The 21483-nt window shown below is 38.1% G+C and carries 22 protein-coding genes; 10 read left to right on the forward strand and 12 right to left on the reverse strand.

The genetic code is table 11. From position 1 onward, the window contains the following. Positions 1-10 precede the first annotated feature (10 nt). Together AC07U8_RS01970 and serA are read right to left on the reverse strand one after the other, a co-directional pair. Positions 11-883 carry an EamA family transporter gene (locus AC07U8_RS01970; protein WP_004818674.1) on the reverse strand — a complete coding sequence of 291 codons (873 nt, stop codon included), beginning with the start codon at positions 881-883 and terminating at the stop codon, positions 11-13. A 274-nt stretch (positions 884-1157) separates the two neighbouring features. Continuing rightward, a complete protein-coding gene (serA, locus tag AC07U8_RS01975; protein WP_004718250.1) occupies positions 1158-2390 on the reverse strand; it encodes a phosphoglycerate dehydrogenase in 1233 nt (410 codons plus the stop codon). A 372-nt stretch (positions 2391-2762) separates the two neighbouring features. Between serA and AC07U8_RS01980 the strand changes: the two genes are divergently transcribed. The 5 genes from AC07U8_RS01980 to AC07U8_RS02000 all read left to right on the forward strand — a co-directional run bounded on the left by AC07U8_RS01980 (position 2763) and on the right by AC07U8_RS02000 (position 7890). Continuing rightward, entirely contained in the window at positions 2763-4172 is a 1410-nt protein-coding gene (locus tag AC07U8_RS01980; protein ID WP_004718247.1) for an FAD-binding oxidoreductase, read from the forward strand. A gap of 151 nt (positions 4173-4323) precedes the next feature. Then, a complete protein-coding gene (locus tag AC07U8_RS01985; RefSeq protein ID WP_494737220.1) occupies positions 4324-5139 on the forward strand; it encodes a DMP19 family protein in 816 nt (271 codons plus the stop codon). A gap of 77 nt (positions 5140-5216) precedes the next feature. After that, entirely contained in the window at positions 5217-5588 is a 372-nt protein-coding gene (locus tag AC07U8_RS01990) for a hypothetical protein (protein ID WP_166783044.1), read from the forward strand. Between the two features lie 624 nt (positions 5589-6212). After that, complete coding sequence (locus AC07U8_RS01995) at positions 6213-6977, forward strand: nucleotidyltransferase domain-containing protein (protein ID WP_494737221.1); 765 nt, start codon at positions 6213-6215, stop codon at positions 6975-6977. Positions 6978-7008: 31 nt separating this feature from the next. After that, positions 7009-7890 carry a pirin family protein gene (locus AC07U8_RS02000; protein WP_494737222.1) on the forward strand — a complete coding sequence of 294 codons (882 nt, stop codon included), beginning with the start codon at positions 7009-7011 and terminating at the stop codon, positions 7888-7890. A 34-nt stretch (positions 7891-7924) separates the two neighbouring features. On the opposite strand, the gene AC07U8_RS02005 is transcribed toward AC07U8_RS02000, so the two are convergent. Further along, complete coding sequence (locus AC07U8_RS02005; RefSeq protein WP_004718237.1) at positions 7925-8317, reverse strand: hypothetical protein; 393 nt, start codon at positions 8315-8317, stop codon at positions 7925-7927. Between the two features lie 344 nt (positions 8318-8661). Here AC07U8_RS02005 and craA point away from each other — a divergent pair, with 344 nt between their 5' ends. Continuing rightward, positions 8662-9903: a chloramphenicol efflux MFS transporter CraA gene (gene craA, locus AC07U8_RS02010; RefSeq protein WP_494737223.1), complete on the forward strand. Its 1242-nt coding sequence runs from the start codon at positions 8662-8664 to the stop codon at positions 9901-9903. 63 nt (positions 9904-9966) lie between these two features. Here the strand turns inward: craA and AC07U8_RS02015 are convergent, their stop codons facing one another. The 3 genes from AC07U8_RS02015 to yccS all read right to left on the reverse strand — a co-directional run bounded on the left by AC07U8_RS02015 (position 9967) and on the right by yccS (position 13152). Next, complete coding sequence (locus AC07U8_RS02015; RefSeq protein ID WP_034615366.1) at positions 9967-10254, reverse strand: DUF3817 domain-containing protein; 288 nt, start codon at positions 10252-10254, stop codon at positions 9967-9969. Positions 10255-10416: 162 nt separating this feature from the next. Beyond that, positions 10417-10971, reverse strand: coding sequence for a hypothetical protein (locus AC07U8_RS02020; RefSeq protein ID WP_034615369.1), 555 nt, complete (start codon positions 10969-10971; stop codon positions 10417-10419). A 30-nt stretch (positions 10972-11001) separates the two neighbouring features. Beyond that, entirely contained in the window at positions 11002-13152 is a 2151-nt protein-coding gene (gene yccS, locus AC07U8_RS02025; RefSeq protein WP_494737224.1) for a YccS family putative transporter, read from the reverse strand. A gap of 184 nt (positions 13153-13336) precedes the next feature. On the opposite strand from yccS, the gene AC07U8_RS02030 reads away from it, so the two are divergent. Beyond that, positions 13337-14560 (forward strand): DUF2252 family protein, encoded by a 1224-nt coding sequence (locus AC07U8_RS02030; RefSeq protein ID WP_494737225.1) that lies wholly within the window; start codon positions 13337-13339, stop codon positions 14558-14560. Positions 14561-14606: 46 nt separating this feature from the next. On the opposite strand, the gene sodC is transcribed toward AC07U8_RS02030, so the two are convergent. The 3 genes from sodC to AC07U8_RS02045 form a co-directional block, all read right to left on the reverse strand. After that, a complete protein-coding gene (sodC, locus tag AC07U8_RS02035) occupies positions 14607-15161 on the reverse strand; it encodes a superoxide dismutase family protein (RefSeq protein WP_004718225.1) in 555 nt (184 codons plus the stop codon). A gap of 287 nt (positions 15162-15448) precedes the next feature. Then, positions 15449-16567, reverse strand: a complete 1119-nt coding sequence (locus AC07U8_RS02040; RefSeq protein WP_494737226.1) for an AI-2E family transporter — start codon at positions 16565-16567, stop codon at positions 15449-15451. A gap of 100 nt (positions 16568-16667) precedes the next feature. Next, positions 16668-17312, reverse strand: coding sequence for a division plane positioning ATPase MipZ (locus AC07U8_RS02045; RefSeq protein WP_004718222.1), 645 nt, complete (start codon positions 17310-17312; stop codon positions 16668-16670). Between the two features lie 129 nt (positions 17313-17441). Here AC07U8_RS02045 and AC07U8_RS02050 point away from each other — a divergent pair, with 129 nt between their 5' ends. Further along, positions 17442-17909 carry a Holliday junction resolvase-like protein gene (locus AC07U8_RS02050; RefSeq protein WP_034615380.1) on the forward strand — a complete coding sequence of 156 codons (468 nt, stop codon included), beginning with the start codon at positions 17442-17444 and terminating at the stop codon, positions 17907-17909. A 217-nt stretch (positions 17910-18126) separates the two neighbouring features. Here AC07U8_RS02050 and AC07U8_RS02055 read toward each other — a convergent pair whose 3' ends face one another. Then, positions 18127-18750, reverse strand: a complete 624-nt coding sequence (locus AC07U8_RS02055) for a class I SAM-dependent methyltransferase (RefSeq protein WP_004718217.1) — start codon at positions 18748-18750, stop codon at positions 18127-18129. 183 nt (positions 18751-18933) lie between these two features. Here AC07U8_RS02055 and AC07U8_RS02060 point away from each other — a divergent pair, with 183 nt between their 5' ends. After that, entirely contained in the window at positions 18934-19524 is a 591-nt protein-coding gene (locus AC07U8_RS02060; protein ID WP_004818701.1) for a hypothetical protein, read from the forward strand. Between the two features lie 79 nt (positions 19525-19603). Next, positions 19604-20011, forward strand: coding sequence for a protease inhibitor I42 family protein (locus AC07U8_RS02065; protein ID WP_004718213.1), 408 nt, complete (start codon positions 19604-19606; stop codon positions 20009-20011). Positions 20012-20105: 94 nt separating this feature from the next. Here the strand turns inward: AC07U8_RS02065 and AC07U8_RS02070 are convergent, their stop codons facing one another. Together AC07U8_RS02070 and AC07U8_RS02075 are read right to left on the reverse strand one after the other, a co-directional pair. Next, positions 20106-20663 (reverse strand): hypothetical protein, encoded by a 558-nt coding sequence (locus tag AC07U8_RS02070; RefSeq protein WP_004718211.1) that lies wholly within the window; start codon positions 20661-20663, stop codon positions 20106-20108. Positions 20664-20692: 29 nt separating this feature from the next. After that, positions 20693-21469 carry a class I SAM-dependent methyltransferase gene (locus AC07U8_RS02075; protein WP_494737227.1) on the reverse strand — a complete coding sequence of 259 codons (777 nt, stop codon included), beginning with the start codon at positions 21467-21469 and terminating at the stop codon, positions 20693-20695. Positions 21470-21483 lie beyond the last annotated feature (14 nt).

Genomic DNA, 21483 nt, shown 5'->3' on the forward strand with positions numbered 1-21483 from the left:
CGAGGTGGTTTTATCCTTTATGCCGTGCTTTTTGTGTGGTTACGGTGCAACCAATTGACGCACTAATGATCGTGGCTAATGCCAACCATTGAGTCCATAACAATTGTTCATTTAAGAAAATAAATCCTGAAAATGCTGCAATTGCAGGTTCTAGGCTCATTAACGTGCCAAAGCTTAAAGCAGATAAATTTCTTAATGCAATCATTTCCAAAGAAAACGGCAAGGCACTTGCCAAGATCGCCAACGCAATAAAATAAATTAAATTTGAAGGTTCAAAAACCTGCAAAGGCATCCCAGAAAATAAGGCAATTGGCATTAAGCACAACATGCCTACAAACATCCCCAAGCATACAGTATGGTTTCCAGAAACCCCTGAAGGTCGTTGACCTGCAATAATATACAGCGCCCAGCAAGCGCCAGCAGCTAAGGCAAAGGCAATGCCAATAGGGTCAAGGCTTTGCTTTGCCTGATCAAATGGAAACAGTAAAACCAGTCCAAGTACTGCAAGCCCAACCCAAATAAAATCGAATTTTTGTCGTGCATGAAACAGGGCCACACTGAGCGGTCCAATAAATTCAAACGCTACGGCAATGCCGAGCGGAATACGATGAATCGATAAGTAAAATAAAGCATTCATTCCTGCAAGGGCAATACCATAACTGATGATGGATGACCATTTCACCTGTTTAAAATTGACCTGCCAAATTTTAAAAATCACGGCCAAAATCAATGAGCCGAGCAATAAACGCATAGCGGATATGGTAAGGACTGGAAATTGATCAAATAATGTTTTTGCTAATGCGCCACTGCTTTGCATACTGATCATGGCAATGAACAATAGAACTAAAGCTTGCAGGTGTGGTGCATTTTTTAAATTTGGCATTGGTTCTGAAATTTAGAGTAAGGGCTTGGAGGAAAATCTCCGCAACAGGCTTTTTATATAAAACAATTTAGATGAAATGCTCATGTAATTTACAAAGCTTATTGCGCTTTAGATAGTACACTGTCTTTGTAGCGTAGGGTGAGAGAAGATGCTAAATAGTTTATTAATCAAATAATTTAACTTAAAAATATGCTATCGGAAAGAAGTGACAGATTTATAAATCCCATAAAAAAACCACAGGCAAATACCTGTGGTTTTTTTAACTTAAATCGTCTTAGAACAATACGCGAACGCGGATTGTGCCTTCAACTTCATGAAGGGTATCAAGCGCTTCTTGAGATGCAGTTGCGTCTACATCCATCACCAAGTAACCGACATCACCTTTAGTCATTAAAGACTGACCAGAAATGTTGATGCCATGTTCAGCGAACAGGTTGTTAATTTTAGATAACACGCCTGGCACATTTTTATGAATGTGTAGTAAACGGTGTTTACCTTCAGTCAATGGAAGTGCGATTTCAGGGAAGTTTACCGCAGACAAAGTCATGCCTTTATCTGAATAAGCCACAAATTTTTCTGCAACTTCTAGACCGATGTTGGCTTGCGCTTCCATGGTTGAACCACCAACGTGAGGTGTTAAAATCACATTGTCTAGGCCACGAAGTGGAGAAACAAATTCCTCGCCATTGGCTTTAGGTTCTTTCGGGAATACGTCAACAGCTGCACCAGCAATATGACCAGATTTAATCGCATCTGCCAAATCTTCAATAACAACACATGTACCACGTGCAGCATTGATGAAGATTGAACCTTCTTTCATTTTCGCAAATTGAGCTTTTGCAAAGAAGTTACGAGTTGAAGGAACATCGGGTACATGCAGTGTAACAACATCTGCATTTGCAAGTAGTTCATCTAAAGAACCCACTTGACGTGCATTACCCATAGGAAGCTTAGTCACAGCATCATAATAAATGACGTGCATACCCATGCTTTCAGCTAAAACTGAAAGTTGAGAACCAATAGAGCCATAACCCACGATACCTAAAGTTTTACCACGCGTTTCAAATGAACCTACCGCAGACTTGTTCCAACCACCGCGGTGAGTTGAAGCAGATTTAGCAGGCACACCACGAAGTAAAAGAATTGATTCTGCAAGAACCAATTCAGCAACTGAACGAGTATTTGAGTATGGTGCGTTAAATACAGGAATACCACGAATCATGGCTGCATTTAAATTCACTTGGTTTGTTCCGATACAGAAACAACCCACTGCGATCAATTTATTCGCAGCTGCAAAGACTTCTTCAGTTAATTGTGTACGGGAACGAATACCAATGAAGTGTGCATCTTTAACCGCTTCTTTCAACGCTTCACCCTCAAGCGCAGTTTTACGGTAGTCGATATTGGTATATCCGGCAGCATTTAACGTGTCGATTGCGTTTTGATGAACGCCCTCTAACAACAAGAAACGAATTTTATCTTTAGGTAGTGAAAGATGTTGGCTCATTACGGCTCCGCTACAAAGGCCAAATTTAGTCGCAATATGATACCATAGACCTTGTTCTATAGATATTTCGATTGTGACAGTACAGTGGATATTTTATCTACGATTTCTGATAAGCATTATTCAAAATTTAAATGAAATGCTAATGCATTGATTTTTATAATGCTTGAAGCACACTTTATACACAAAGTGTGGATAATGTGAATCAAATCTGTGCTTTATCCTCAGCAGTCATCTAGGTAAAATACTGCTAAAATCAGTAAAGCTGCCGATTTCAGCTATAAAAAATGCTGAAAAATTTTCACAGACTGATTTAAAATCTCGAATGTTGTATAGCACAACCTCTTATTTACTTCTTGCTAGGTCCGCAAAACGATGAATGCTCCAGTAACGATAGCACCTGAATTATTGACCCAATTGACGCAAATCGTCGGTGAAAACCGAATTAAAACCGATGCTGACAGCTTAGAAAATTGGGGCAAAGACCATACTAAGCATTTTGATCCTCAGCCATCGGTCATCGTTTTCCCATCGAGCACAGAACAAGTGCAAGCAATTGTTCAATTGGCCAATCAGTTTAATGTTGCGATTACCCCATCGGGTGGCCGTACAGGTTTATCGGCAGGTGCTGTTGCTGCCAATGGTGAAATTGTCGTGAGCTTCGACAAAATGAACCAAATTTTAGAATTTTATCCAGCTGACCGTATGGTGCGTATTCAGGCGGGTGTGGTGACTGAACAGTTGCAGAACTATGCAGAAGAACAAGGGATGTATTATCCGGTTGATTTTGCTTCTGCGGGTTCATCACAATTGGGGGGCAACATTGGAACCAATGCAGGCGGAATTAAAGTGATCAAATACGGGATGACTCGTAATTGGGTACTTGGTCTGACCGTGGTGACGGGTAAAGGTGATGTATTGCGTTTAAACAAAGGCATGATTAAAAATGCTACAGGTTATGCAATGCAACATTTATTCATCGGTGGTGAAGGGACTTTAGGCTTAGTGACTGAAGCTGAAATTAAACTTGAACGCCAACCGCATGATCTACAAGTGATGGTATTGGGTGTTCCTGATTTTGATGCAATCATGCCTGTATTACATGCATTCCAAAGCAAAATTGATTTAACTGCCTTTGAGTTCTTTGGTGAACTGGCGATGCAAAAAGTTTTGGATCGTGGTCATGTACAACGTCCATTTGAAACAGAATGCCCATTCTACGTTTTACTTGAATTTGAAGCGCCGTATGAACCGATTATGGATGCTGCGATGGAAATTTTCGAGCATTGCATGGAACAAGGCTGGGTGCTTGATGGAGTGATGAGCCAAAATCTTGAACAAGTTCAAAGCTTATGGCGTTTACGTGAAGACATTTCTGAAACGATTGCCCCATTTACTCCGTATAAAAATGATATTTCAGTATTGATTACACACGTTCCTGCTTTTATTAAGGAAATTGATACAATTGTTGCTGAAAATTATCCTGATTTCGAAATCTGCTGGTTCGGCCATATTGGTGATGGAAACCTACACTTAAATATTTTAAAACCTGTGAATTTATCTAAAGATGAATTCTTTGCCAAATGTCAGGTGGTAAATAAGTATGTGTTTGAAACTGTGAAGAAATATGACGGTTCAATTTCTGCAGAGCATGGCGTAGGCATGACCAAAAAGCCTTATCTGGATTACACACGGACTGCTGAAGAAATTGAATATATGAAAGCCTTGAAGAAAGTGTTCGATCCAAATGGCATCATGAACCCAGGTAAGTTATTTGATCTGTAATGATTTAAATAGCTCGTTGTACAAGCGCTTCGAGAGAAGCGCTTTTTTATTGCCGAACAAAAGATAAAATAAAGTTACATGCTGGTCGCCATTTATTACTGAAAATTTGTTATGTTGGTTGCGCTTAAATATTGATAAGAAACTGAAAACTATGCTCATTGATAACATTTTAATTTCTAAACAAAGTTTAGACAGTGATGATCACTATGATGTGATTATGTCCAATATTGATAGCTTAAATGGCTTATTTGAACATTATGTCGAATATGATGAAGTATCCGCAGAGGCTTTATACAGTTATTTTGTCGATTACTATCTTGCTCAAGTCAATAATGGTGGTTTTTCACAATTCGTTTATAACACGGGTTGGGATGCGTTCATGGTGAAACATGTTCGTGAAGGATTAAAAGCTATGAATGCGACTGCGCATTCGGCTCTCTTTGAGCAAAGTGCGGATTTAATCGATCAGTTTTCAGATGAGCAATTAGAACAGTTCTTAGAGGGTGAATACTTTGGTGAAAATGAGCAACGAGATATTCTCAATGCTTTTGATGACCAGTTTTATGCATTGAATGATAGTGAAGATTTGATTGAAATAAATAGTCGATGGTTAAAGCAACATCCAAAGTTACAGATTGTCGATGAAGATCAGATTTTGACGATTGTAGAGCAGGTTGCAGCCAAAATTCCAAATTTAGAACAACGTAAACAGCAAGCAGCGGAAAACAGCCCACGTTATTTTAAAATTATTCAAGCTTTATGCCTGCAAGCAGGTCAGGAGCTAGATCGTATTACCATTGGTGATCCATCACATGAGTATAATGGGCAAGAGATCGTTGCTTGGCATTTCCTAACCGATGCAGGGCATTTTTATATGCTGGATCTAGGTGATCAAGCCTTGATGTTTGATGAAAATGATCAAAAAATCATAGCGCTCGATGTTAGCCATATCGCAGATGAGTCATAAAGACACAGTTTTTAAATAGTGTACGTTTAAAAAGCATAGCATTATTAGGCTATGCTTTTAGTTTTAGGGTGATCAGAATGAATCGTTTGAGTTTAATTTCAGTATTTTGTTTAGTGGCTTTGTCTGGCTGTGCAACAACACAAAATTTAATGAATAAAGTAGGTGGTTCAGAGACACCATTAAGTCAGGTTTTAAATGAACGTCCTGATTTGCGTAAGGATCTCGCGACTGTTGAGTTGCGTCAGTATTTTAATAGTGTGGAATCCCCCACCGTTGCCGAGGTGAAGTTGACTGAAACAGGTTTGATGGATGATTCAGTGCGCTCAATTCGTAGTGTGTATAGCTTTAAAAATATTGATGGTCAGTGGAAACGTATAGATATGCAAAAGGAATATCAGTGTTACCGTGGTAAGAACACCAAGACATTCCAAAAGGCAAAATGTCCTTAATGATTTTTTGATTTATGCTTAAAAAATAGATAGAAATGCTGGATAAAAACGTATCAGACTTGGTACGTTTTTTTATTTGGGAAATCACAATAAATGAATATTTTAATTGTAGGTAATGGTTTTGATCTTTCGCATTTTTGACTGATATAAAAAGTTGAATATATAAAATATATAGTCAAACCACCTCATTATTCATACAAGTGATTTCCATCAAGTCATTAATCATAAATAAAGCTTATGTTTTTGTATGAACTTTTAGAAACTGTTGGTTATCAATTCATCTTTTTATCTCTGAAAAGTGAGGCATCGCCTACGCAAAGGTATTTAAACTTTGAATGTAAGGTGCGGCATTGCAAGCTTTTTATAATCAAACAATTTATTTTTTACATGTAATTGATTTAATTAAAAGTATTAATTAATAGAAATTCTATTCTTATGTCTGAGCTTTTGACAGGTTGGCTATAAAGCAAATTATAATGGTAAGTATCCGAATGAATTAAAGCGAATATTGATAAAGCTTTTGAATTAAAAACAAAGGGAAGAAAACCTTGGATTCAAAGAAAATTTAAAAAGCACTGAAATTGATGATATAAAACTTATAGATTTACCCAAAATGTGAACACAATGAACATCCGACAAGAAATTCAAAACTTATTCCAAAATCGAGATGAACATCCACTGTTTTATATCGAAAGCGGTAGTCGCTTATGGGGTATGGCAAGTCCAGACAGCGATTACGATGTGCGTGGTTTTCATCTACCCTCCAAAGCACAATATTACGATTATCGCCAACACCGTGATTTAATCGAGATCATGGATGGCGACTTTGACTTCGTTTCATTCGACTTAAATAAAATGTTTGGGCTTTTGGCAAAAAGTAATCCGACTGTTTTAGAGTGGGTACGTGCACATATAGTCTATTTTAATCAATTTCCTGAATGGGAAAAATTTAGAGATGGCTTACTTGAACGAATAGACTATAAAGCGCTGTATTATCATTACTTGTCGTTGGCGAAAGGCGGTATGCATGTCATGCAAACCGCAGATAACTTTACCTATAAAAAAGTGTTTTATTCTATTCGTGGTCTGATGTCAGCAGAATTGGCAACACAGCAAATTATGCCCGAACTCCTGATTACGCAATTGTTTGATCAAATCGATACTCATGATCCCTTACGACATTGGGCAGAAGATTATTTAGAAATCAAAAAGCAGCAGAAAGAAAAAGCGCAATTACCTGTCGCGGAACAAGCGCAAATCTTACAACTGTTAGAAAATAAAATTGAGGCCTTAAATCTAAGAGCGATTGAACCGACCAATGATATTGAAAAATTAAAGCAATATCTCACCGAATATAGCTTTAATTTAAAACAACATTTTTATGGCTAATGCTTTTACTCAATCAGAGAATAGTGACACTATGAAAACCCTTGCCTTTATTCATCGTAATGACACCCGTTTTGCGATAGGGGATTTTTATCCTGTACTTTCCGTATTTTCACACTATGAATTAGGCAATACCGTTTCTCCCTTTCTATTACTGGATCATTTAGGACCTGGTGTTTTAAAACTGACCAATTTACGCAAAGGGGTGAGTGAGCATCCTCATCGTGGTTTTGAAACGGTTACCTTGATTTTTGCTGGTGAATTAGAACATCGTGACTCATCGGGTGGTGGTGGTATTGTTTCAGCGGGTGATGTGCAATGGATGACCGCAGCTTCAGGTGTGGAACACAAAGAGGTCTTTAGTGAGGCATTTTCAAAAACGGGTGGCTATTTTGAAATGGTACAACTGTGGGTGAATTTACCTGCCAAAGATAAAATGAATCCACCACGTTACCAAAGCTTGCGAAAAGCCAATATTCCAGTGATTGAACTCCCGAATAGTGCTGGAACGGTACGGGTGATTGCTGGGAACTATCAAGGCAATCAAGGGCCAGCAAAAACGCATTCGCCACTTCAAGTTTTGGATATTGAAATCCAAGCAGGGCATAAGATCAGATTGCCCGCAGGCGCAGGAGAAACCACACTGGTCTATTTACGAACGGGTAAAGCTCAGTTTCAAGCTGAAGATGAAATATTTGAAGAGCAAGGGCTTGCTGTGATGTCGAGTTTGGAACAAGACTTTGAAATAACGGCATTGCAACAGTGTAAATTGTTGCTGCTTACAGGCAAACCGCTTCAAGAGCCAATCAATGGGCATGGGCCATTCGTCATGAACAACTATACTGAAATTCTTGAAGCATATGACGATATTAAACGTGGCACATTTATCAAATCAACAGTGCGCGATGATGAATAAAGCAAACTGTGAGAATTACAATTCGCTTTGGTAATTAATTTATAGATTGTGGTTTGTTCTTGAGTGCAATCAAGCCTTTGATCAGCAATGCAATCCCGATACCCACACATAGTCCCATTAAGAACTTGCCAAATATACCCAAGCCCAATTCTTTATGGTTGGCGGAGCTAATCGCTTTCGCCGTATCTTCAGCCGAGGCGGTCGCATTGGCTTGACTATCCATCAGTGCTACAAAGCCTGTATCTGTTTTACAGCTTCCTATGATAGTGCTTGAGTTTTCAGCATATTTATTTTGAACCAATTGTTCACATCGCGCCTGATCTTCAGCACTAATTTTAGGTGCAGAACTGATAAAATAAAGTCCTCCACCTACCAACAATAAAATCACGCCAATAATGATCAGCGATATTGGGTTTTTATTTTTCATTTAAATTATTTATATCCGCTTATACAGCATTTAGAGTAGCTTAAGAATAATAAATGTTCAACTTTCACTGGAAATTTGTCTGTGTTAGACTAGTAAAACTTAACCCTGTGTGTACCTCTGTGAGCTTTCTCATAGATTGGGTTAAGTTATAAATCTCACAAATATAGTTTCAGCAATTACTTTACCTATTGAATTAGACACCTTGTGAATACGGTGTTGAACTGCCTTTATTCAACGTAAATTCCACAATTTAATATTTATATTTCAGTGCTTGTCATTGGGCGAACGCTTATCTTTAAAAAGTAGTGTGAGCGATGCAAGCCAATAAAGATATGTAGAAAATAATGCAAAATTTAGTGCAAAAAGAACAAACTGCAAGTTTGAGTCGCGCTACGCTTATGTTTCCATTGGCGTTGGTGTTATTTGAATTTTCAGTTTATATCGGTAATGATTTGGTTCAGCCCGCGATGCTCGCAATCACCAAAGAATTTGGTGTGAGTAGTGCATGGGCACCATCATCTATGTCATTTTATCTTCTCGGCGGGGCATGCGTCGCAGGGATACTCGGACCTTTGTCTGACCGATTAGGACGTAAGAAAGTTTTATTGTCAGGTGTTGCATTCTTTGTCATCACCTGTTTATTAATTTTACTCACCCACAATATTGAAAGTTTTCTTGTTTTAAGATTCTTGCAAGGTTTTGGTTTATCTGTGATCGCAGCAGTGGGTTATGCCGCGATTCAAGAAACCTTTGAAGAGCGTGATGCCATTAAAGTCATGGCACTGATGGCAAATATTTCTTTGCTTGCCCCTTTGATTGGCCCTGTTGTCGGCGCATTCCTCATCGATCATGTGTCATGGCACTGGGGATTTATTGCGATTGCCTTTTTAGCTTTTCTGAGTTGGTTTGGTCTAAAAGCCAAGATGCCAGCACGTACAAGCCGTATTCCCAAAAAACCGTTGAGTTATATTTGGGATGATTATATGCAAGTCTTGAAAAATAAGACGTTCATGGGCATGACCCTCGGTTTGCCGATGGTGGCGATGCCTTTGATGCTATGGATCGCATTGTCTCCAGTGATGTTGGTCGAAGAACTGGGGCTCAGCAGTATGCAATATGGTCTGGCACAATTCCCTGTATTAGGTGGATTGATTCTAGGCAATATTGTGTTGATTAAAGTGATTGATCGTTTGCCACTGGGTAAAACAGTTTTAATTGGTTTACCTTTGATGCTTTTAGGTACCGCAATTGTGGTGGTCGGGATCATTTGGCGCGAATATTTTCTTCATTGCGTTATTTTAGGCATGACCTTGGTCAGTTTTGGTGAAGGAATTAGTTTTTCAGTGCTTTATCGTTTTGCGTTAATGTCATCTGAAGTTTCTAAAGGCACTGTCGCTGCTGCTGTTTCAGTGTTGATGATGTTCACGTTCTTCTTTGTGATTGAACTGATTCGAATTCTGTATGAGCATTTCCATCTCTGGGCTTATGCGTTGTCATGTTTTGCGTTAATTGCTTTGTGGTTCACTATTCCACGTGGATTATTAAAAACAATTATGCAGCAACGTCAAGTAAATGGTGAGTTTTAAGCTCACTTGAGTTTCCCTCTCCTTGTAAAAGGGGAGGGAGCTTTGCTTCTTAAATAAAACAAGTTAAGGCTGTTGCAATGCTTTTAATTTATGATCAAAAACAAAAGGCCCAAAAGGTAAAATTGAAGCAATTAAACCTAAAATAAACATGTGAATGGACCACTTCTGTTTTCCACAGACAATCAATAACACAGCAAGAAAAGCAAGAAATAACACACCATGTCCCATGCCAATATATTTCACATAAATAGGCATATCCCAAATATATTTCAAAGGCATCGCAATAAAGAGAAGAAGGAGAAAGGAAATGCCTTCAAGAAAACCAACAATACGTAAAGATTTGATATTCATGGTCACTTAGTCAAATGAGAATGAAGCTTGAGTCTAACCGAATTATCTAAACGATTTGAAAAAAATAGTAAATAAAATCGATTCATTTAAATAGATGGAAGATTGTTCTGGAGAATAAGCTTTTAGTCTCCAGACCAGATATAGCCCAATATTTAAGATCGATTATTGTAATGCTTTGATTGCTGCATCCTGCTGTTGCTGTTCAAATGCAGTGATATAAACACACCCAATATAAGTTTTATGTTCACCTTGATCTACAACGGGATTCGATTCAGCCAAAGTCAGTTTACGCAAAGATTTTTCGATTTCTTTGGTCTCAAGATCTGTTTTTACAACTTTCTCTCCTGAAAAATACGGCATATCTTTAAAGAAAGGGTTTTGCGTGATTTGAAACTTTTTAGCGAGGTCTTTGGTATTTGCATGTTTTAAAACAGCCAAGATTCCACCAGAAACCAAACTGATTTGATCTGTAGTTTGACCGAATACTATAATCGGGACTTTACTGACATAGCTATATTCTTCACCTTGTTTGATCCAGCCATTCTTTTTCAGATCATCCTCAAATTGAAAACCTAAGTCATAATAATTTTTCAGTGTCTTTTTACACTCTAAAAATTGCTGTAAGTCTTGATTAAATTGAGAATCTGCAAAAGCACTGGGTGCAGCACTAATGGTCAATGCAGAGAATAAAAACGTTAGGCAATGTCTAAGTTTCATGTGAAGCCTCTAAATGTCTGGTCATTCTTGCTATTTAATTTCTAATCGAAGTAAGGTTGTTTTTAGTTTTAACAACTCAGGTAAGGTTTCCAATAATAAACTGATTTGTTTAAGCACCAAAAGTAAATTATCTGACAAATTTTCTTGATCACTGATGTGCTGAATTTCAGTGAGCTTTGTTTCAATTAAGGCTTCATTTACAGCGGTTTGGTTAAGCAAAACATCAGTTAAGGTATGTTTGCACCATAACATCAAATCTAAAATCTGCTGATCATGTACATGTTCACGATGGCTACCTAAAGCTGAAACATAACTGAGCTGGCTATGGCTATAGACCAAGTATCGAAAGGCATTGTGAATTAAATCCGGATTTGGATTGGGTTCAGCACTTAAACTGGAAATCATCGTGGATAATTCAATCTGTGCATTATGTGCTGCTCGGCGTGCTTTACGATAATCAATACTGTTGGTGCGGCCTTGTTGATATTGTTCAACAACCGCATCGAAATAGTCTAAGGTTGCTTTACTGCTTTTTCGGATATTGTTAGAAATATCACGGAAGTTCCAGTCTGGCCAAATAAAACTGACCGCAAACCATGCGATTAAACATCCCAAGAGGGTGTCGATAATACGCGGTAAAATAATGGCATAGCCTGCGCCTTTTAAATTAAAGATTAACAAGACCATAAGCGTTGCCATTAAAGTCGCCATGGCATATTTTTTTGAGCGTAGGTAGAAAAAGTACACCCCAAAAATAATGGTGAGGAGCAATTGCCCTTCAATACTGGGGACAAAGTATAAAATCGGAATACCCAAAAGTACTCCTAATACAGTGCCTAGCGTGCGTAGTTTTAAACGGCTTTTGGTGGCAAAATAACTGATTTGGCATACAAATAAACTGGTAAGTAAAATCCAATAGCCGTTTTTGGCAAAGGGCAGTAGCGAAATGGTATAGCCCACAGCAAACACAAAAGCAATACGCACGGCATGGCGAAATAATGCAGAATTTGGGGTTAAATGTTGTTTAATCTTGAGCCAAAGGTCTGGTAGATCATGGATATCATCATCCAATAAATTGAGATTATCTCGATGTTGGCTATAACTTTGTTGATAATTACGTTGTTCAATACTTAGGTTAATAAATTGATCTTGCACATTTTTCAGATTGTTTAATACCAACAGTAAATTTTTTACTTCTAAATTATGTGGATTGTGTTGAATCCATTCCTGCATTGAGTTTTCTAAATGGGCTAAAGCAATATTGTTGTCTGTATGCGTTTGAAAGATTTGGCGTTTTAAAATTGCTTCGGCAAGTTGCTGGCAATTGCGCGCCTGCAAACGAACATTCTTCTGAATACGATAAATTAAATCTGTGCGACTAAAGTTTTGATGAATCTTTTCATAGTGCAAATAATTAGACGTAACTTGTTCATGAATATCTTGGGCCAGAAAATATAAATTAAGCCAGTAAATGGTGTTTTTATTGGCACGAGAGGCTTTTAATCGGGTCAGTAATGAGGCTTTGGTTTGGTTTAAGTTTTGTACCAACTGACTGTTTTGCAAAGAAAGATCATATAAAAGTTGCTCAACATTGTCGACATTATCAGGATCAAACAGTTTTGCTTTTGACATCAACAGCTCAGAAAGAAGATTAAAGCTATTGGATAAGTTGTCTTGTACAGCCTGTGTCGGTTTCAGTAGATAGAAAATGATAGAGGTCAAGCCATACCATAATGTACCCATGACAAAATAACTGGGCTGTTGATACCACTCAGTATATTCACCTAAGCCAAACATGGTATAGATTGACAAGAGCACGGTTCCAAATGAAATGGTGGCATAGCGTTGCCCCAATGCCCCCATTAAGATAAAAGCTGCGCTGGATAGAGATAAGTAAATTAAAAATAAAAGTTTATAGGGATGTAAAAAATCTAAAATACTACTGACAGTAAAAAACAGCACACAGACCAAGCCAAGATTTCTTAAACGAATACTCAGTCGGTCATCAAAATCTGTGAGCGCTGTTGCAATTGCACCAAGCGTAATCGGTACAATGAGCTGTTCATAACCTAGAAAATACAGTCCAAGCGTTGTTCCAGTTAAAACAATCAAAATCTGTAGGCAATAAATCAAAGTTGAATTTGATTTTATATTTTGAAAGATTTGCTGATAGCTATTCACAGTGTCAATTCAGTGGCTTGGGCGTTTCAATATTTTACTCGTTTCTGAAAAGGCGACACGATTTATTGCATATAGAAATGTAAAAAATAAACGGTAATATTCAACATTTTGTATACAGTTTAACCCTTACTTAAATGCTTAAAAAAACTCAGAATAAGCGATCAAATACTTAAAAATAGTAAAAATGTCAAACCAACAAAACACTGAAATAAAACAACCTCGTTATCGCAATGCTGAATTAACAGAACGCCGTAATTTAAAAATGGCGGGTTCGATCCATGCCTATGTACGTGGCAATACCGCCAAATATTATGATTGGTTGAAGCAAGCTGAAATAAGTTCAATCCCACAGGGGCCTGCGATTTGGATTTGTGGAGATTGTCATACTGGGAATTTGGGTCCTGTTGCCAATGCTGAGGGTAAAATTGATATTGAAATTCGCGACCTAGATCAAACTGTGATTGGTAATCCTGCCAATGATGTTATCCGTTTAGGATTATCCTTAGCCACAGCTGTGCGTAGTTCAGATTTACCTGGTGTGGTCACCGCGCAGATGATTGAGGCGTTGTATGCAGGTTATGTGCATGCCCTAGCACACAACGGTCGAGGGATTGATAAATTACAGCGACCAGTACTTGTGCATAGTGCAATGCAAAAAGCACTTAAAAGAACCTGGAAAAATTTAGCAAGAGAGCGTTTAGAAGGTTTAACGCCTGAAATAACCTTGGGGAAGAAATTTTGGCCCTTATTAAAAAAAGAACATCTCGAAATTCATAGTGTTTTTAATCAGCCTGATATTCAAGATTTAGTCACAATGATTGGTCAGCGTGATCAATCCGCTCAATTGAAAGTCATCGATTCAGCATATTGGGTTAAAGGGTGCAGTTCTTTAGGCTTATTGCGCTATATCGTACTGATGGATTCATCGAATCATATTGTCAGAGATGGGAAAGGCCTGTGTTTAATGGATCTGAAAGAAGCCACAACAGCACTTGCACCACGTTATTCAAATACACCAATGCCAAAAGACAATGCGGCAAGAATTGTTGAAGGCGCAAGACATTTATCGCCATTTTTAGGTGAGCGGATGCGAGCAAGTAAGTTTTTAGATACTTCGGTTTTTATTCGAGAGTTATTGCCACAAGATTTAAAACTCGAAATAGAAGGGGTCAATGAAGTTGAAGCTAAAGACTTAGCTTTCTATTTGGCTTTTGTGGTTGGTCGTGCACATGCTCGACAGATGGATGATTCAGTACGTAGTGCTTGGGTAAAAGAGCTAAAACGTAATCAATCTAAAACCATTGATGCACCATTTTGGCTATGGCGTAGTATTGTCGAATTGATGAGTGTACATGAGGCAGGTTATTTGGAACATTGCCGCCGTTATGCACTTTCGCATCTAAAATAAACACGATGTGGATAAGCGCATACTTATCCACAATTAATGATTTAAATTATTGAATCACACCACAGGCAATACGATCTCCACCGCCACCCAGTGGTTTTGGATGGTCTGAATAATTATCGCCACCCGCATGAATCATAATAGCTAAGCCTTGAATATCGGCCAGTTTTAGACGTGGTGCAATTAAGGTTGTTTTGGCATTACCATTTGAATCTACATTAAGTACAGGTAAATCGCCCATATGCCCATCATTCGGAGTGCCATGTCCAGTTTTCTGTGGATTGAAATGACCACCCGCAGCTAAAGCAGCGCCCATTTTCCCGTCTTTTTCAGCAGGGGCACATGAGCCTTTTTCATGAATATGGAAACCATGATAACCAGAAGGTAATTGGCTAAGTTGGGTGTTGATGGTTAAACCATTTGGAGAATCTTGCAAGCTTACTGTACCAATTTTTGCACCAATGCCTTGTGCAGAGACCGCATGCATATCCACTGTTTGTAATGGTGTTTTAAGCTTAGGTTTGACCGTTGTTGTACTACATGCCGCTGTAAAAAGTGCGATACATGTACAAAGTATAGAAGTTTTAAAGAAAGTAGATGTCATCGAACGCATCCAAAGTATTTGATTATGATTAGTCACTATTCAAACAAAGCACGGCCTGATAAACAATGTGAATTAAATGTCTGATTGTATGAATTTATTTAACAGTAAATTTGATTGGCATTGATTATGCTGACTAAAAATAAATAAACAAAATAATCAGCAAAATAATTACGCAGAATATCTGCGATATATAGATCGTTAGACAAGGTATATTCGCCAATTAAAGCTTATTCGCGAATATACGATTTCAAATATTGAAATTTTAATTGTCACGTGCCTGAATTGGGCTAAGGTTTTGTAGGCTGATCATCATCAATGTCATAGGCCATCGTGGCATCTGGCATTAGGATTTCTGGTTCAGTGGTTTCATGTAACCACTCACGCCAAATGGCCAAGAGAATTGCAAGAATGACAGGGCCAATAAACAGTCCAACCAGTCCAAAACTTGCCAATCCACCAAGTACACCAAACATGATCAACAAGAACGGAATCTTGGTTGCACCTGAAATAACCAAAGGTCGAATCACATTATCAGCAGTACTGACAATACAAACACCCCAAGCCATTACACCGATTGCTTCCATGGTTTGACCTTGTGAAAACAGCCATAATGAAACTGCACCATAAGCAACTGGAGGGCCAAATGGAATCAGTGCCATCAAGAAAGTCACAATGGTGAGTACCATTGGATTTGGAACACCCGCAACAAAATAACTTACACCAGCAAGAAATGCTTGAGCAACCGCAGTTAAACCAACACCATAAACCACTGCACGAGTCGTTTCAGAAATGGTGTTAAGATAATGGTGAATACGTGGGCCAATTAACATTTGTAAAGCTTTACTGACTTGCTCCAAAATGGTTTGACCATCTCGATAGAAGAAGAATAAAGACATGATTGCAAAACCCAGCTTAACCAGATTTTTGGTAATTTCGTTCAGGACGAATTTACCATAGTTCATATGGCCTTGAATCCACAGACCAATGGTTTGCGAAAGGCTGGTAGGATCGGCATTAATTTCACGTACGGTACGGCTGACTTCTTTGCCAATGATGGGGAGCTCACGGATAAAGTCTGGAACAGTCAAATGACCTGAAGATAATTGGCGTTGTAGGTCGAAATAAAGATTTCGCCCTTCATGTTGTAAAATAAAAATGGCAAAAGTCAGTGGAATTCCAACCACCAAAACCACCAGCGTAATCATGAGTGATGCACTGAGGGTTGGTCGATTCGAACCAAACATTCTTAATATGCGTTTGTACATTGGCCAAGTCATATAGGCAATAATACATGCCCATAACACAGGTACAATGAAGTATTTGAGAATATCGTAACCTAGAAAAATAAGGATAAACAATAATCCAAACAATAAGATACGTTGTAAGTTCGAAGTGAAATCTTGCACGAATTACTCTAAAAATTGTGAGTGATTGACTCAATATTAACTGAAAAATAAAGTGTGGCAAATTTTAACCCTACTTTATCTGATCTTTCTTGAATTGGTTTTAGAACCAATCGCTTGGATCGTCTATTAAAGCATCAAGTAAGGGTTGCCATTGTTCTTGAATGGTTAAAAAGTTCTTTTGGGTTTTATCAAAAACGTTTAAACCTTGCATCGCCAATTGGCTATAGGCAGTACGTTCGGATATCCATGCAACAGGTTTTTGTTCGATTTTATCAAAGAATTGCTGAATATCTTTCGAGCTTGAGCTGTTGGCTTTCATTCGATTGGCAACCAGATATACAGAAACTTTGCCTTTACGGATTTTTTTAATGTCTTGGATGTGTTTAAGGAAACGTCGGGTACTGTCGATATCAAAAAATGAGGGTTGTAGCGGAGTGACTACAGCATGGCATTCACTAATCAATTGCTCAGCATGTTCACCAGTTAAAGCACCTGGTGCATCAATCACTAAATAATCTAAGTTTTTAGGTGCATCTCCAATTGATTTTTCATGACGCCAATCCAGACTTTGAATTGTTGCTGCAGTGTCAGGACGTTGCTTTAACCATTGCAGTGCAGATTTTTGTCCATCTGCATCAGCCAAGGCCACTTTATAGCCTTTTTGTGCAAGCGCCGTCGCTAATGTTATTGCTGTAATCGTTTTCCCACAACCGCCTTTTAAATTTGCAACAAGTATTGTTTTCATGATTGATCAATTAAGTCTGTAAGCTAACCTTCACCTTACTTTAGCATTAATTTTTAGCATATAGGTTATACATGACAAAACTTTAGTAGTTGTTTACATTGTGCAAGATATCGAGTTAAAGGAAAAAGCATGTCCATCTGGATGGCGATGTTAATTGGTGCATGTATTGGCATCGTTTTAACCACAATCGTGTTATCAAGTACGCGTAATGGCAAAATCAAAGCAGAGTATGAGCAATATATTGCTGAGTTGGAATTAGAGCATCAGCAGACTTTAGCAAGCGCGCAAAAGCGTAGTGTAAATACCAGTCGTGCTGTGTTGAAAGGCAAAATGGCGGAACAACTTGCACCAATCATGCCAGAGTTTCGTTATTTACCCAGTGATGCCAAGTTTTTAGGGGATCCTATTGATTATGTGGTGTTTGATGGTTATACCGATTTTCGAGATGGTGAAGGTTTGGCTGAAGATATTGAAGTGGTGCTGATTGATATTAAGAGTGGTGGGGCACGTTTGACCAAAGGGCAACAAGCGATTGCTCAAGCAATTCAAGATGGGCGAGTCCGCTTTGAAACGATTCGGATTGATTTTGAAGATTAGAAGGTTGAAGTGTTATTGCATCGAGTGTACAGATTTTTAGCCTAAATCAAAAACCAAGGTCCTTTTCGACTTTGCTTTAGATCAAGTGAAAAGGACATTGTTTTTAAATTGTGGGTGAAAGCCGAAACGATCTTGCTTTTAACCGGGATTGAGTGAGGTTAAAATTTCTCTATCAAATTTTCTATTAAATTTATCTATTCTATTCAATGGCGAAAGCTTAGAGCTTGTGTGCTCTGGCCATAAACATACGTCGTCCAATTTTTGGCAGATCCTCAGCATCAAAATAATATTTTTCAGAAAACTTAAAATTGGCATTTAAAAGTTCAAGTTCGATGTTACGGTTTAAGTGACATCCATCAGCAATAACTTTTTGTATAGGCGTTAAAAGATCTTGCAGTTTTTTTAAGGTGTTATTGTCATGATATTGAACGTGTTCAATTAGATGCAGTGTCCCTTGAGGCTTTAAAACACGATAAATTTCTTGAATGGCTTTGTCTAAGTTGGCAATGCTACACATGGTCCATGTACTGACGATATTTTCGACTGAATGATCTGCAAAAGGCAGCTTTTCTGCGCTGGCTTGAATGTGTTGTACATGAAAAGGTGCATCAAATACCCGTTTTTGAGCAAGTTGATAGACATCTCGGTTTGGCTCAAGCGCATAAACTTGATCAACCTCTTGGTAAAATGGCAGGTTTAAACCTGTACCAAAACCGATTTCTAAGACTTCACCTCGAACTTTTCCAAGTAATTCTGCACGTCCATCCATCATACTTGGTGTTTGCATCACCTGATTAAGCAAATGCGGGAAAATACGTTGTTGGTAAAATTTATAAATCATCATTGTATGCAATTATAGGAATATAAGCTAAATTCTAACCAAAGCCTGCTTTGAATATAAGACAAAAATAGGACGAAATCTCTGTATTTTGTTACCGAAACTCGATTTTTATTTTAAGTTTTTATATTAATACTAGGATTATAGATTTTGTACAATTTTTAAGTGTGGTTTGAGGAGCATGATATGAGTAAAAAGTTAATCTGTGCAGCGTTGATGGCACTGAGTGCTTTTCAGGTCTATGCCTTTCAATCTACTGATTCTTCTAAAGTTTCAAAAGCCAACCCAGCATTTAATATTGCCAATGGTTTAGCACCAATCGATCAACATCAGAAGATTTCTGTTTTGGAACCTTTTCATGGGGAGTTTCGGATCCTCGGTTCAAAAGAATATAAGGATGATGAGCAAGCAAAATTTTCTCCAATTGATTATGCAGTAACTCGTGGTTTATTTACTGAGCCTGAAATTGCCCGCCAGATTTCGATCAATCAATATGATCGTTTCTTAAATTGGAAAATGGCTCGACCACCAATTCCTGCTCAATTGGCAACTCAATTGGTCAGTAATATGCATATTATTCCTGCTAATCCTGAAATTGCTCAACAAATCAAACAGGTAAAGCGTGGTGATTTAGTTCGTTTAACTGGTGATTTGGTTCAAGTGAATGATAAAGATTTGGTGTGGAAATCTGCTTTGGATTGGAATGGTGTCGGTGATGGGGCGTGTAAACTGATTCGGGTGAATTCTATTCAGTGGTTGGAAAAGCAAAATATCTAAATTCAAATTGAGCCGCATCAGAGAAGATGATAAGGTTTGCTATAATTTTAGCCAGTTTGAATCATAAAGAGTGTGATAAATGAAAGGTTTAGTGGGTTTTACTTTGTTGGTTTGCAGTTTGGGCTTAGTCGCTTGTCAAAGTTCAAGTCCTACAGTGGAAGGTAAAACACATGAGTATACATTGAAACAAAAGTGCCCAACTTTGATGGATATGAAAGTGGGTGAAGTGCTTGTATTCAATGCACCTGAAAATCCAAGCACAGGTTATCAATGGCAGTTATTACAACCACTTAAAATATTTAAAACAGAAGAAACCTATTTGCAAAATGATAATGAAGAGGGAGCAGTGGGTGTCGGTGGCACCAAGACTTTCCGTTTTAAAGCTGAAAAACCAGGACAAGATTATATTGAATTGGTGCATGTTCGTTCATGGGAATCTTCAAAACAACCAGATCAACAATGGCGTTGTCGTATTCGGGTTTCTTAGGATTTCAATTTAATTGTACTGGTTCAAACATGATTAGCGTTTCTTCTCTTGTGCCATTTGATCTAGTACAAGAGAAGATTAAAGCATTAGTTTTTTATTTTTTATCGGTCAATTGTTTCCAGTGATCGAGTTGATCTTTGGCTGTGAACATCCCCCCCATACCTTTTACATCATCAGCTGAGTTTTTAGATTGACCATCTTTAGACAGTTTATTCTCGTCATAGATTTTGGCTTGATTCTCCCAAAATTGATAAATTAAACCTTGAATATAGCGACCTTGTTCAGTTTTTAGATCCAGTTGTTTAAGCATATTCAACGCAGATTCAATGCTATCACGTTTGAGTTGCTGATCAATTTCGTAGGTCAGCGTATCTTCAGCTGCACGTTTTTTAAGGTCAGCTTCTAAAGCATTATTATTTTCGGTAAATTTCTGATCATATTCTTCAAGTAATGCAATATCGTGAGCATCGTCTGGTGTACTTGGAAAGCTTTTAATCGGTTTGGTTTTCAATTGATCCATGATCTCTTGAGAGGCATCTTTAGGTTCAGATGAATTGTTTTGCTGTGGACTATCTTTAGGAGAACATGCTGCCATGAAAACGACGGATGTAAGTAAACCTGAAAGGAGTAAAGGGCGAAGTATTAAATTCATGATAAACATTCCTCATTAAAGCGTTTCGATTAGCGCAGTTTCCTAAAGTTATAAACATAGGTGACATAAGGGAAGTCTATTTCATCTTGCGAATGTTTACCCGTATATTCCAAGACAATATGTTCGAATTTGTGTTTTAGTTTGAATTGCTCTTCTTCAGACATTGCTGCAATAAAACTGGTGGATAATAAGCGCTTACTGACCACGTTTTCCACGGTTCCAGTTTGTACTTGTGAAAAGACTTTGGCTGTTTCAAGTTGGAATAAAAATTGATTTTCAAACGCCAATTTCCATTGCCCACTATGGTAACGTGGTGTGTCTCCTTCGATCGTCGCGAGCAGATCTGCCAATGCTTTAACCCAGTCTATCGTCTCATCGCGCTGGTTCCAGACCAAACCAAGGTGACCCTCAGGTTTTAAAATGTGGTGAATTTCATTCAAGGTTTCAATATTGGCAAACCAGTGAAATGACTGCGCGCACAAAACAGCATCAATACTTTCAGATTCTAACGGAATTTGATCACTCTTTGCTTGAAGCGTTTGTACATCAGGATGTACTATTTTCAATTGTTCCGACATTTCTGTGACGGGCTCGACAGCAATAATATTGGGCGTTGCTTGTTTGAGGTAAGGGAGAAATTTTCCAGTACCTGCACCTAAGTCAACAACGCTTGAATCTGGGCCAAGGGCTAAATCTTCTTTTAACCATTTGACCACGTCTTGTGGATAATTGGGTCTGACTTGTTGATAAAGTTCAGCAGCAGTACTGAAGCCTTTTTGAGCTGCAGGATGTAGGGAATGTGTCATATTTTGCGCTTTTT

The organism is Acinetobacter sp. GW821-FHT01E09, assembly GCF_059422385.1.